Source organism: Collinsella aerofaciens ATCC 25986 (genome assembly GCF_010509075.1).
Lineage (GTDB): Bacteria > Actinomycetota > Coriobacteriia > Coriobacteriales > Coriobacteriaceae > Collinsella > Collinsella aerofaciens.
The window spans coordinates 1280069-1293296 of sequence record NZ_CP048433.1 but is presented as its reverse complement, the minus strand read 5'-3'; the positions used below and the strand labels follow the sequence as shown (position 1 = coordinate 1293296).

Genomic DNA, 13228 nt, shown 5'->3' with positions numbered 1-13228 from the left:
CCAAACGACGAGACGACCGCTATGGACTGCCCATCGCCGCCTACGCAATGGAAGCCGAGAAGTACATCTACCGCGTGTACAAGTACGAGCTGTAGCGCTGCGCTTGGGTTTGACCAATGGAGTATGAAAACACGCCGTTCGCCGATGCCCCCTCCGCGAGTGGCGGCCATATGGTTTGATGTCAGAAACATATAGTTGTCGCCAGCCTGCTGGCGACGTTCCCCCTGACATCGGAGGTTCCAGGTATGTTTCACGCTCCGTTAAACAGCTATCGGTTGGGCTAACATGGGTCGCCGTGCTATTTCGATAACCCTTGCAGTGGTCTGCCTGGCTGTGCTCCTGGGCGCTACAGGGCTGTTTGCTATAAGCCGAGAAACGTCCTATATGCAGGAATGCGCTTCCGAAGGGTTTGCCATTGATGGTTACTATCGGGATGACAAAACGAGTCGGGAAACCCTGGCTTTTCTTGAGGAGGACAACTGTCGATGGCAGCTGGTCGATCAAGACGGAATCTGCACAGACGGGCAGTTTAAGCGTACGGATGACCCCAACATCCTGATATTAAAGAAGGAAAACGGCGAAGAATTCGGCACGATTCACGTTGCGTATATATCGCGCCGACGCAATCAGGGGCAGATTTACCTAATTAGAAATACTAAGGTGACCCGATTTTATCTGGTGAGCACCGATCCGGCGTTTACAGTGGAATCTGGCGATGTCGATGCGGACGTCTGATTCACGGCAATAAAACAGCGAGCGGGGCGCGGGTGAACTGCGCCCCGCCATTTGCTCGTGTCCGTATCGCGTCTGCGCCTCGTTGTAACTTGCGTCCGTGCGAGCATTCGTCCCGCGCTGGCATTACTCCACATCAAACTCCACGCGATCGAGTTCGGGCACGTTGAGGTCGATGAGCTTGCGGGCGACGTGGCGGTCGTGCGTTCCGAGCGCCTCGCTCGTTGTCACATGGGCGACAATCTCACGCTCGACGATGCCCTCCTCGTCCCCTTCGGCAGCCGAGGTCTCGACGGCGACGGTGTAATCCTTAAAGCCCGGCAGCACCGCGGCAAGTTCGCGCGTAGTTTCGGTGACACCGTAGCCGTCCTGCACGCCGGCCTGCGCCGAGCCAATGGAACCCGCCGTCATAACAATGCAGGGGATGGCAAAAATCACCGTGCCCACAATGATGCGGCGGCGCACCTTGCGCGACAGCTCGTCGACCTCGGCGTCTTCCTCAGCGGTTACAATGCCGTCGCCGTTGAGGTCGCGCTTGAGCGGCACACGCAAAAGAAGCAATACGGCTTCGGCCGCCAGCGCGATAAAGACGACGTTGATGCCAAACTCGTAGAGGGCTGAGAGGAACAGCGACCCGCTCGCGATGGCAATGCCATAACCCGCCGCGCACAGGGGCGGCATGAGCGCGGTTGCCACGGCCACGCCGGCGATGAGCGTGGCGGGTTCCTGGTCGCGCGAGTTGCCCAGGCCGCCCGCAAAGCCGCCCGCGAGCGCGACGGCAAGGTCCCACACGGTGGGCGTCGAGTTGTCGACGATGGCGGCCGTGGCGGTGCCAAGGGGCGAGAGCTTAAAGTACAACGTGGACGTGACCAGGCAAAAGGCCATCTGCAGCGCAAGGCTGGCGATGGCTTCGACGGTAATCTCGCGGTCGAGCGTGGCGATGCCGTATGCCATGGCAAGGACCGATCCCATAAGCGGGCAGATGAGCATGGCGCCCACGATGGCGATGTCCGAATCGATATCGAGGCCGATGCTTGCGATGAGCATGGCGATGATGAGGATGCACAGGTGAGAGCCGGTCAGGCGTGCCCCGTTTACAAAGCGCTTGCGGATTACGTGGTAGGGCGCGCGACCCTCGCGAATGTTGAATGCGCGCTTTAGGAAGCGGGTGGCGTTCTCCATGGCCTCGCTATGGGCGGGGCGGATGCCGTGGCGCCGGTGATGGCGTTCGCGTAGTCGCTTGATCTGTTGTTTGTCGAGTTCCATGTCCACCTCGTTCCAGCGCGGTCCGCGCAACGCGCCCGTTGTCCTAACTCTACACCGTGGCGGGCAGGGCGTCTGTTGGATGTGGGATTCGATAGGGCAGATGACGCGGGAGCAAATGCAAATCACAGGCTCAATTCGATCCCGCAAGAATATGATGCGCCAGCTCCTACATATGTGACGAAATTGTGAAGCACGAGAGCGTAAATTTCAAAAAATACGCTGGTCGCCAATGTTGCGCAACAGAATTCAAAAATCGACAGCTACCGTTTGATACGTATGGATACATCCGTGTCAAAGGGAGAAAGCCATGGCAAACTACAGTCCACAACACTTTGAGCCTCGGGCCAAGACTGTCAACGTCAAGGGCGTTGCTAACCGCGCCGTCGCAACCGTTTTGACGGCGGGCCTCATCGCTCAGCCGCTCATGTCGCCGCTGGCGGCAATCGCCGCACCGTCAACCGGTAACGGCGATTCTGTTCAGGGGGGGGGTAGTTCTGTAGAGAATACCGTTACCGCCGGTAACCAAGCGGTCGTAAAGACGGCTGCCCAGCTGGCCGAGGAGTCGGCAAAGCAGCTCAAGGACGCTCAGGCCGCCTACGATGCCGCCCAGAAGAAGGCCGACGCGGCGGGCCAGTCTCAAAAGCAGGCGCAGCAGCAAAAGAATCAGGCCTCGCAGGCCGTGACCGATAACGCCGCCGAGCAGAACGAGGCCGAGGTAGCCGCGCTTCAGGAGAAGATTGACGAGCTTAAAGCCGCCGTCGAAAAGACCGAGCAGCAGCAGAAGAAGCTGGGCGACCTGAACGATCAGCTCGAACAGGCCAACAAGAGTGTCGAGGATAAGACCCAGGCGCTCAAGGACGCCAAGGCAAAGCAGGATGAGGCCAAGAAGGCCCTCGATGATGCCCAGGCCAAGCTCGAGGCCATGGGTATGGACGAGTACGAGGCCGCCAAGAAGGCCGTCGAGGACGCGCAGGCAAAGCTCGATGACGCCAATAAGGCCGTTACTACTGCACAGGCCAATCTGGACCAGGCCAAGGCTGCCGAGGCTAGCGCCCAGCAGGAAAAGCAGAATACCGAGGCAGCTTTGACGACTGCCCAGGCCAAGAAGCAGGAGACTGCCGCTGCTCTCGCAGTCGCAACCACCGCGCGCGATAACGCCCAGCAGAAGTTCAACCAGGCGCAGGCCGCGCTCGATGCTGCCGTCTCGGGTACGGGTGTTGACCTGAGCGCGCTTGAGGCCGCCAAGATCGCTGCTGCTGGTGAGCTCAAGACCGCGCAGGACGCGCTCGAAGCCGCGACGACTGCAGACGCCACCGCACAGGCGAACCTGCAGGCTGCGCAGACTACCGTCACCGCCGCGCAGGAGAAGGCCAACGCCGCCAACGCTGCTGTGGCATCTGCCCAGTCTGCATACGATGCGGCAAACAAGGAGTACAAGGACGCGGCCAGTAAGCGTGACGCCGCGAAGACGGCATACGAGCAGGCCCAGCAGACCGAGGCCGACAAGAAGGCTGAGTACGACCGACTCGTCGAGATTCGTCAGCAGAAGAGCAACGAGTTCGATCAGGCTCGTGCTGAAGTAACCGACGCGCACAATGCATACGACGCCGCAAACGCCGAGGTCGAGAAGCTTAACCAGCAGATTGCCGACCTCAAGTCGAACATGACCGTAGACCAGAATGTCATCAACCAGGGTATGTTCGGCTTCATGAACTACATCATCGGCGGCAGCCAGTTCACAGCCACGCAGAAAAAGAACGCCCAGGATGCCGTATCGACGTTGACCGGTGCCGATGACAAGGCCGAATGGTATGACCAGTACGTCGATCAGGACATGTCTCGCGACACCAACCCGCTTTCCCTGGAGCAGATGCGCAACGCCCTGACATATCTCGACACCCAGAACAACCTTCGCAAGGCGAACGGCCAGTCGGCGCTCAGCGTCAGCCTCCGCATGACTGTGGCAGCTGCCCTTAATACATCGTATTCATCGAATATCTGGGGGCACTCTGGCTGCTACTATGATAACGGTGAAAATCTTGCAGGCGGCGGCGGTGCATATACCGGTGGAGAGACCGAGGACACCCTCGGTTGGCCCTATACCGGTCTCTACACCCAGGAAAAAGAGGCATTCGATAAGTACGTCGCGCAGTATGGCGACGAACTCGGCAGCCACCGATATGATGCCTATTATATCTCCCAGAACTACAACAGCATCTATCAAGAGTGTGGACATTATCTCAACATCATCGATGCCGCTGCGGAAGCCATCGGTATTGCAACCGGTAGCGGAAAGAATACCGATTCCGAGGTAACCATCTTCGATTACAGCGCTGATGATACCCAGGCCGATTTCACTGTCTCAGAGTTCAAGAAGCTCCTCAACGACTATATCGATTCCGCTTACAACGCAGGCGGCACGCAGGAGCAGAAGGAGCAGCTGAAGCAGCTACAGAATAAGCTGGCGGAGGCGCAGAAGAACTTCGGGACTGCCGGAACGGCTTATTCTAACGCATTGGATAAGCAAGAAAGCGCTCGCGACGACTATACCGCGGCCGACACGAACGTGAACACCGCCAAGGGCGAGTACGAGAAGGCTAAGTCCGGCACCGCCGCCGCGAAGACAGCATATGACGCCGCGAAGGACGCCCTCGGCGGAATCGACATCGAGTCCCTCAAGCAGAACCTCGATGCCGCCAAGGCCGAGGCCGCTACTGCCCAGGCGGCTCTCGATAAGGCAAACGCCACGCTTGCTGACAGCAAGACGAAGGCAGCCGAGGCCGCTGCTCACAAGGCGAAGGTTCGCAGCGCCCGCGATGCCGCCAAGGCAAAGTCCGAACAGGCCAATGAGGCGTATGACAACGCCACGGCTTCGGTCAAGGACCTTGCTGCCAAGCGCGATGCCGCCCAAGCGGGCCTTGCGAATAAGCAGGGCTCGCTTGACGAGGCAAAGAAGGCCGACGATGCCGCCCAGGCTGGTGTAGACAAGGCCCAGGCCGCAGATGTCCAGGCCGCGACTGCTCTTTTGGACGCCAAGCAGGCGGTTGCCGCCAAGGCGCAGGCCCTGTCCGACGCACAGGAGAAGGCCGAGGCCGCCGAGGGCGAGCTTGCCACCGCAAACAAGGCCTTCGAGCGCTTCGCCGGCGCCCAGAAGGCGGTCGACGACGCCAAGGCCGCCTATGACGCCGCCGTCGCCGGTGTCGCCGATGCCCAGAAGCAGCTCGAGGCCGCCAACGAAGCCGTCGTCGATGCGAACCTCGATATCTTCAAGGCCAAGGCAGAGCTTGCCAACGACGAGGCACTCAAGGCCGATCTTGAGGCTGTCGATCACAAGGCATCCCTTGCCGCGGGCACGACGGGCAACGAGAAGCTGGTCAAGCTGAACGCTGCCTACGCTCGCTATAAGGCTGCCGTCGATGCCGCCGCTGGTCTCAAGGCTGCTTTGAGCGATGCCGATGCCAAGCTGTCCGATGCCAACGACGCCTATGCCGCCGCGCTTGCCGAGCTTGGCGATGCCAAGGATGCCCTGGCTGCCGCGCAGGCCGAGTACGACAAGTATCATCCCAAGGCCGAGCCGCAGGCCAAGCCTCAGGTTGCGCAGGCTGCTGCAAAGGCTCCTGTCGCCAAGAAGAAGGCCACGTCGGCCGCGCTCGCCCAGACTGGCGATGACTCCGCTCTTGCGGGCGAGGTGTTCGTCATCGGCGGTATCACCCTCGTGGCCGCTGGTGTGATGCTGAGCGATCGTCGTCGCAAGCAGATGTAGCGTTTCGAGCGTAGTTTCTGCAACGAACTTCGGTTCATAGCAGGAGCGCTTCGATGGCTTAACCGATAAGGCCGGCGCGCTGTCATACGCAGCGCGCCGGCCTTTCTTTGTTTCGATATCAAAAAGCCCGGTCGGTAGCCGCGAAAGCTACCGACCGGGCAAATCGTAGGCAATATGGTTGCTGTCGAGCAGCTGCTCGACTTAGCCCAGCAGGCTTAAGCCCACGGAGACAAACGCCAGGATAACGCCGACGATGGACTCGCCGCCGAGCAGGCCGCTGGCGACAACCAGACCCTGTTCCTGGAAGGCGGCGTCCTTGGCAGCCCTCTCCTCGTCAGAAAGACCAGCGGTGGCGTCGCGGTGGGCGGACCACTTGTCGTAGGCGAGCTTGACGCAGGAGCCCAGGAATGCCGTGAGCGACATGTAGAACGGCAGGTACACGCCCAGGCCGATCATCATGGCCGGAATGCCGAGCCAGTACATGACGATACCGGCGATAAAGCCGCCAACGAACCACGGCACGCTCGGGATGCCCGAGACCATGGTGGCGACGACGCTTGCCTGCGCGGCAACAAAGCTCTTGTCGGGGCCAAAGGCGTCCGGGCCATAGGCGGTGACGAGCGCGACCATGACGGCTGCGGCGACCAGGGCGCCCACGATGCCGCCGATGGCCTGGCCGATCCACTGCGCACGCGGGTTGGTGCCCAGCACGGCGCCGGCCTTAAAGTCGTTCATGACGTCGCCCGCAAGGCCGCACGCCACGGCTACGATGCCGGCGATAAAGAACAGCTTGACCTGAGCGATCTGTGCAAAGGCAGCCACGATGAGCATAACGATGAGGCCAAAGATTTCCATGGGGTCGATGCCCGTCTGGCCGCAGCTCTGTGCGCTCATGATGGTGGTGACAAAGGTGAACAGCGTGACGATGACGGCCGGAACGGGGCCAAGGTCAAGCACGATGGCGATGACCACGGCGATGGCGGCAGCGCCTAGGCCGATGATGCCGGCGTCGAGCTTAAGGGAGCCCGAGATGAGCGACTGCTCGTCGGTGTCGGTGGAGCTGTCGGCGGCAAGACCGCGGACGATACCGGCGACCTGCGGCAGGATGTCCTTGAGGACGACGGCGACGCCAAAGCCCATCATGAGGCCCATGCCCAGGGACTTAACAATGCCCTGTGCCGTCATAACGTCAAACAGGCCGGCAGCGGTGCCGCCGACGATGATGCCAAAATTGCCCAGCAGCGCGCCGGCAAACCAGAACGCGACGGGGGCGAAGCCCACGAGGAAGCCGACGGAGAGCAACATGGGCGAGTTGTAGATGGCAAAGGTCACGCCGGGGATATTGAGCGTGCACAGCATGCTGGGCACCACGCCCAGGGCGTCGCGCAGCACGCTGTAGATGCCGGCGATGGCCATGGAGCCAAAGAGCTGCTTGCCGGTCTTGCCGCCGGCCTCGGTCGCACGCAGGGTCTGAGCCGCGGCGTTGCCGGTGGGGAACTCAAGTGCGGCGTCCACGATAAAGTGACGGTGGATGAGCGCTGTCGCCAGAAGGCCCAAGATGGTGCCGGCGAGTGCCACGATAAACATGTCGAGCCAGCTGATCTGGTCGGCATAGCCCAGCATCCAGGCGCCCGGGATGGTAAACGCCAGACCGCCGGCGACCATGGCGCCTGCGGACATGATGGTGTGGGTGACGTTTGCCTCGTTGAGACTGGCGTTGCCCATGAGCTTAAGGAAGAACAGCGAGATGACGGCAGCGAAGACGATCGGCCAGGGGAGTGCGCCCATCTTGAGGGCGGTGTAGGCCGAGCTTGCCGTGATTATCACGCAGCCAAGGACGCCGATGACGACGCCACGCAGCGTGAGTTGCCCGCGCATCGAGGCGCGGTTCGAGGGATTGCTCATATAGAACTCCTTTGCGTATATCCGCTTCCCCCGGGAGCGCCGCTACGGATACGGCGCGGGAAGTCGGGTTACCAAGGGCCGCCGCGTGAGCTCGCGCGCGACCGCGCACCAGTATAGCCGCAAGCTAGCTCATTTGGGACGGGGCTTTTTTAGCTACCCCGGGCTCGGCCAAAGGATGATTATTCTGGGACGGGGATTTAAAAATCATTAGGTACGCAATGATTTTTAAATCCCCGTCCCAGAATAATCATCGGGATATACTGCTGGACAGACGAAAGGAGCGCCGGCGATGCTTAATGGGTGCGCATATATATTGACGGTCGACGTGGGTAACACGTTCATTCGCTTTGGTCTGTTTGCCGAGGATTCGGCCGCGGCGCAGGAATGCCCGCTTGCGACGTGCGAGATCACGACGCCGTCGAGCATTACGGCCGACGAAGCGCGCATGAGGCTCGCACGGGTCATGGCCGCACTGGCGGCCGATGCGGGCATGCCCGGCGCGCTCGTTCCCGCGGCCGCAGTGCTGAGCTGCGTGGTGCCGGCGCTCGAGCGCCCGTGGAAGACGGCGCTTTCCCGCACCTGCACAGGACGCGTGCTCACCGTGGGGCCGGGCCTCAAGACCGGCATGCCCGTACACTACGACGATCCGGCCGAGATCGGCCCCGACCGCATCGCCGACGCTGTGGCGGCACGCGCCGTCTACGGCTCGCCGTGCATCGTGATTGACCTGGGCACGACGACCAATATCGAGGTCATCGACGCGCGCGGTACCTTTGTGGGCGGCGTCATCGCGCCGGGTCTGGCGCTTGGCGCCCGTTCGCTTTCGGCGGCCGCGGCGCGTTTGCCTCAGGTCGAGCCCTCGGCGCCCACGCATGTGATCGGCCGCAACACGCGCGAGGCTATGCGCTCGGGCGTGGTCTTGGGCGAGGTGGCCCGCATCGACGGCATGCTCGATATGGTGCTTGCCGAGATGCGCGCGACCAAGGCGGCGGGCGAGGGCAGCGTGCCCATCATCATCACCGGCGATGATGCCGAGGCGCTCGCGGCGTTGGTCGGCCATAGCCTGACGGTCGACGACGCGCTGACGCTGCGGGGTCTCGCCGAGCTCTACCGCATCAACCAAAAGCCCCGCCGCGTGTAAAAGTGAGGGCGCCGGTGGGACAAACGCCTCCACCTTTCACCTGCTACAATGGGTCAAACTATTGCGATTACGGAGGTGTCTGCCATGTCGGACGATCTTCATCAAACTTCGTCAGGCAAGCGCCTGGACGTCATTAGCTGGGACGAGTTCTTTATGAGCGTGGCCATCGCCGCACAGCGCCGCAGCAAGGACCCCAACACGCAGGTGGGTGCGTGCATCGCCAACACCAACCACCGCATCCTTTCGGTGGGCTACAACGGTACACCCTCGGCGCTCAACGACGACTTTTTTCCGTGGGGTACGAGCGACGACCCGCTGCAGGACAAGCACAACTACGTGGTCCATGCCGAGGCCAACGCCGTGCTCAACTACCGTGGCTCGCTCAAGGACCTCGAGGGTTCCACGGTCTACGTCACGCTGTTCCCGTGCCACGACTGCGCCAAGATTTTGGCTCAGGTGGGCGTGGGCGAGGTCGTCTACCTGGACAACAAGTACGCCGACACCGATGACGGCCGTATCAGCCGCCGCATTCTCGACTCTTGCGGCATCAGCTACCGCCAGGTTATCGTCGATGTCCAGATTGGTACCGGGGGACAGGCTCGACAGTAATATGCGTTGTCGCTATCTGACGACGAACGCAGCTCAAAGAGTCCCGTCCCAAATTGACTACTCGTGAAAGTCGCGTCTGCGCGCATGGACGGCTCGTGAGCGGGTACATGGCTGTAGTAACATAGCTTCTGTCCGCGGGCGCGCCCGCGTTATTGTGAGAAAGGAGCCCCTGTGGCTGTTAACGAAGAGCTGCTTAAGAAGGTTCTTGAAGAGATCCGCCCCAACCTGCAGGCCGATGGCGGCGATATGGAGTATGTGGGCGTTGACGACGAGGGTGTCGTCAAGCTGGAGCTGCAGGGCGCCTGCGCCGGCTGCCCCATGAGCTCGCTGACCCTGTCCATGGGCATTGAGCGTATCCTGAAGGAGCATGTGCCCGGCGTTACCCGCGTTGAGCAGGTCAATGCTTCCGGCGAGGCCGAGGACCTGTACGACGAGTACGCGCCGTTCTAAGATGCGAAAGCTGCGGACGGCATACTCCGCATAGACGTTACGCCCAAATATGCGGCTGCGAGCGCAAGGCCCGCGGCCGCATTTGTATGTAGGGAGTAGGAGGGTCGATATGCTCAACGACCTCTACCATATGCTTGATCCCGTCGCCATCTCGGCGGGGCCCATCACCATCTACTGGTACGGCTTGGCCTATGTGGTCGGAGCTCTGCTTACGGCGGTCGTCATGTACCGCACGCAGCGCCGTTGGGGTTTTGACATTACGGTCGACGACCTGACGAGTGTCGTGGTCGGCGTGGTCTTTGGCCTTATCATTGGCGCCCGCCTGTTCTACGTCATCTTTTACGGCGACGGCTACTACTGGGCGCATCCGCTCGAGATCTTTGCCACCAACGAGGGCGGCATGAGCTTCCATGGCGGTTTGGTGGGCGGCGTTATCGGCGGCGTGCTCGTGTGCCGCATGTACAAGCTCGACGCATGGACTTTGGCAGACCTTGCCGTCATAGGCGCGCCGCTGGCCTTGTGCCTGGGCCGTTGTGCCAACTTTGTCAACGGTGAGCTGTGGGGCAAGCCGACCGATCTGCCCTGGGGCGTGGTCTTCGGTGGCACCGCGGGCGATATGCCGCGTCACCCCTCCCAGCTCTACGAGGCATTTCTTGAGGGCATCGTGCTCTTTTGCATTCTGCAGGTGCTCAGCCGCAAAAAGCCGCTACTGCCCCAAGGCACGTTTATGGGCGTGTTTGTGATGGGTTACGGCATCGTCCGCTTCCTCATTGAGTTTGTGCGCGTGCCCGATGCGCAGCTGGGCTATCTACTGGGTGGCGTTATCACCATGGGCCAGTTGCTGAGCCTGCCGCTCGTAATCGCGGGCCTGGCGCTCATCATCTTTGCCCGTCGCCGCAACCAGCCCCAGCGCGTCTACCTGGACGCCTAACCACCAAAACCACCACAAAGGGGACAGGAACCTTTGTGGTGGTTCGCTGGGCGACGATGACAGAACCGTAACGTTTCCCCAGATAAAACCTGCCAAAATAAACCTGTCCCTTTTTGGCAGGTTTCTAGAAAGGCTTTCGGACTGTGAAGGATTCCGACCTCTCCACAACGGCTGCGCGCGACGCTGCCCGCATCGTCTGGTTTAAGCGCTACCCCGCCAAGCAGACGCTCATCGCATTTTTGCTCGCGCTGTTGGCGACCACGGCGTTTTCCATCGATCCCGCCCCGGTGTCGAGCAACGCAGTCTTGGCGATTGACCCCAAAGCCTCGGGCATGCTGTACGTGTGCTACGAGGTGCTCCTCTCGTTTGCCGGCCATACCGACGCGGTCATGTTGCTTGCACTTGCCTGCCTGCTCACCTTGCCGTTTCGCTACGTGTTCTTTGGCCGTGGCGACACCTGGCGTCCATCGATCATTCTGCCGTCGCTGTTCTTCGCCATCTGCATGGTGTTCGGCCGCAGCTACGATCTCACCGACTCGGCCGAGATTGTCCTTGGCGACAAAGCCCGCATCATCTGCGCCTGGATTGGCGGCGCGGGCTGGATGCTCTTGGCGGTCGTTGCCTTCTACCTTGCCTTTGAGTGTCTAGATTGGCTGAGCTCTCGGCGCATTCCGTTTTCCGAAGCGCACTTTGGCCGCGTATGGCGTGTGACTCACGCCGTGCTCTCGGTCCATCCCTTTGCCGGGCCCTTCCTGGTGCTTATGATCGCCTGGGCGCCCACGCTCATCGCTTCGCTGCCCGGTCTTTTTATGGGAGATACGGGCGCGCAGATTCGCCAGTGGTTCAACTACCCCAACGGCACGAGTGACTACCTGCGTCTGCTCAATCCCAATGTGTTGCTCAACGGACATCACCCCGTGGTGCACACGGCTATCATCGGTTCGTGCGTCCAGCTGGGGCTTTCACTGTTCAACAGCGCTAACGCGGGCCTCATCATCTATACCTGCGCTCAATTTGTCATCACGGCCGCCTGCATGGCCTATTCCATTTCGTCGCTGCGCAAACTGGGCGTGAGCCTGCCGGTTCGCGGTGCGATCCTGCTGTTCTTTGCGTTTATGCCGATGTTCTCTAACTACGCGGCGTTGCTCACCAAAGACGTGCTCTTTGCCGACGCGTTTTTGGTGCTGCTGGTACAGACCGTCAAGCTCGTGGCATGTGGCTTGCCCCGTCGTGATGCCAATGCCGAGCGAGCGGGCGAGAAAGCCCCCGTGCTCTTTGCGCGCCACGACTGGCTGCTGCTCGCTCTGGGCGCCATGGGTTCCACGTTCCTGCGCAACGGCGGTCTGGTGTTTCCCCTGGCGGCATGCGTAATCGCGGCGGCGTTTTGCGTATGGGACGTGCATGTGGCTCGTCGTGCAGCCAAGCAGACTGGTGCTGCGCCTTCAGGCGCCATCCCGCGTTTCCGCTGGGTCGGTGTCCTCGCGGTGCTCGCGCTCTGCCTTGCCTCTAATATGTACTTCACCAAGGTCTTTATGCCGGCGCACGATATCACGCCTGGTTCCAAGCGCGAAATCCTCTCGATTCCGTTCCAGCAGACGGCTCGTTTCGTCCAAAAGCACGACGGCCTCAACTCGGGCGTCAACCCCACGGTTAAGGAGGACGGCACCATTGTGGAGGCTCCTTGCGACGGCTTGGTGACCGACGAAGAGCGTGCCGTGATCGACCGTGTGCTCAAGTACGAGAACCTGGGCCGCCGCTACAACCCCGACAAGTCCGATGCCGTCAAGAACTGCTTTAACGAGTATGCCTCGCAGGAGGACATCGATGCCTATTTTGAGGTATGGGCTCAGATGTTTAAGAAGGATCCCGAGTGCTATATCTCGGCGCTTATCAATAACTACTATGGTTATTTTTATCCGAGCGCGCGCGATGCCTGGGTCTACAGCACAGCGCGTAGTGCCGAGATTATGGCGCGCCCCGACAACCTCAAGTACTTCGACTTCCATCCGGTTGACAGCAACATGGTGCGCTGGTGCGACCACCTGATCAATCTGTACCGTGTGGCGGTGCAGCGCATCCCGTTTATTTCGCTCACCATGAGCTCGGCCACCTATGTGTGGATCATGATCGCCGTGGTGGTCTACCTGCTGCGTCGTCATTCATGGCGTGCGCTGGCGATCTGGGTGCCGCTGTTGGGCGTGCTCGCCGTGTGCCTGATCGGTCCATGTAACGGCTCGACCTACATGCGCTACCTGTATCCGGTCATCGCCTGCATGCCCTTCGCCATCGGCGCCACCGTCACCCGTAGCGACTTCCTCTGGTTCTAGCTTGGTGTATTGGGGTCAGGTTTCTTTGCACCAAAGGGGCCATCATCACGACGCCTTCATTTTGGGGTTTATCTCGCAGGCCAGTAGGTATATCATAACGACGT

At 60.9% G+C, this 13228-nt stretch carries 9 protein-coding genes; 7 read left to right on the top strand and 2 right to left on the bottom strand.

All coding sequences use genetic code 11. The features are described from left to right. The first annotated feature begins 285 nt into the window (after positions 1-285). Positions 286-735, top strand: coding sequence for a hypothetical protein (locus GXM19_RS05960; protein ID WP_006234914.1), 450 nt, complete (start codon positions 286-288; stop codon positions 733-735). Positions 736-858: 123 nt separating this feature from the next. Here the strand turns inward: GXM19_RS05960 and GXM19_RS05955 are convergent, their stop codons facing one another. Next, the gene (locus tag GXM19_RS05955; RefSeq protein WP_006234916.1) at positions 859-1998 is read right to left on the bottom strand and encodes a DUF389 domain-containing protein; all 1140 of its coding nucleotides are present in this window, start codon (positions 1996-1998) and stop codon (positions 859-861) included. A 307-nt stretch (positions 1999-2305) separates the two neighbouring features. On the opposite strand from GXM19_RS05955, the gene GXM19_RS05950 reads away from it, so the two are divergent. Next, the gene (locus GXM19_RS05950; RefSeq protein ID WP_006234917.1) at positions 2306-5761 is read left to right on the top strand and encodes a CAP domain-containing protein; all 3456 of its coding nucleotides are present in this window, start codon (positions 2306-2308) and stop codon (positions 5759-5761) included. A gap of 201 nt (positions 5762-5962) precedes the next feature. Here GXM19_RS05950 and GXM19_RS05945 read toward each other — a convergent pair whose 3' ends face one another. After that, positions 5963-7666, bottom strand: coding sequence for an OPT/YSL family transporter (locus GXM19_RS05945; protein ID WP_040358977.1), 1704 nt, complete (start codon positions 7664-7666; stop codon positions 5963-5965). A 289-nt stretch (positions 7667-7955) separates the two neighbouring features. Between GXM19_RS05945 and GXM19_RS05940 the strand changes: the two genes are divergently transcribed. The 5 genes from GXM19_RS05940 (at position 7956) to GXM19_RS05920 (ending at position 13124) form a co-directional block, all read left to right on the top strand. After that, positions 7956-8807: a type III pantothenate kinase gene (locus GXM19_RS05940; RefSeq protein WP_006234919.1), complete on the top strand. Its 852-nt coding sequence runs from the start codon at positions 7956-7958 to the stop codon at positions 8805-8807. Positions 8808-8891: 84 nt separating this feature from the next. Next, on the top strand, positions 8892-9416 hold the full coding sequence (locus GXM19_RS05935; protein WP_050766113.1) for a deoxycytidylate deaminase: 525 nt from the start codon (positions 8892-8894) through the stop codon (positions 9414-9416). Between the two features lie 171 nt (positions 9417-9587). Beyond that, a complete protein-coding gene (locus tag GXM19_RS05930) occupies positions 9588-9866 on the top strand; it encodes a NifU family protein (RefSeq protein WP_035137589.1) in 279 nt (92 codons plus the stop codon). Between the two features lie 109 nt (positions 9867-9975). After that, positions 9976-10797 (top strand): prolipoprotein diacylglyceryl transferase, encoded by an 822-nt coding sequence (lgt, locus tag GXM19_RS05925; protein ID WP_006234922.1) that lies wholly within the window; start codon positions 9976-9978, stop codon positions 10795-10797. A gap of 143 nt (positions 10798-10940) precedes the next feature. Then, positions 10941-13124, top strand: a complete 2184-nt coding sequence (locus GXM19_RS05920; protein WP_115596216.1) for a DUF6020 family protein — start codon at positions 10941-10943, stop codon at positions 13122-13124. The last annotated feature ends 104 nt before the right edge of the window (positions 13125-13228 follow it).

Excerpts from the sequence above, each read along its gene's own strand:
- GXM19_RS05960 (WP_006234914.1), top strand. The coding sequence starts at position 286 with ATGGGTCGCCGTGCTATTTCGATAACCCTTGCAGTGGTCTGCCTGGCT.
- GXM19_RS05955 (WP_006234916.1), bottom strand. The coding sequence starts at position 1,998 with ATGGAACTCGACAAACAACAGATCAAGCGACTACGCGAACGCCATCAC.
- GXM19_RS05950 (WP_006234917.1), top strand. The coding sequence starts at position 2,306 with ATGGCAAACTACAGTCCACAACACTTTGAGCCTCGGGCCAAGACTGTC.
- GXM19_RS05945 (WP_040358977.1), bottom strand. The coding sequence starts at position 7,666 with ATGAGCAATCCCTCGAACCGCGCCTCGATGCGCGGGCAACTCACGCTG.
- GXM19_RS05940 (WP_006234919.1), top strand. The coding sequence starts at position 7,956 with ATGCTTAATGGGTGCGCATATATATTGACGGTCGACGTGGGTAACACG.
- GXM19_RS05935 (WP_050766113.1), top strand. The coding sequence starts at position 8,892 with ATGTCGGACGATCTTCATCAAACTTCGTCAGGCAAGCGCCTGGACGTC.
- lgt (WP_006234922.1), top strand. The coding sequence starts at position 9,976 with ATGCTCAACGACCTCTACCATATGCTTGATCCCGTCGCCATCTCGGCG.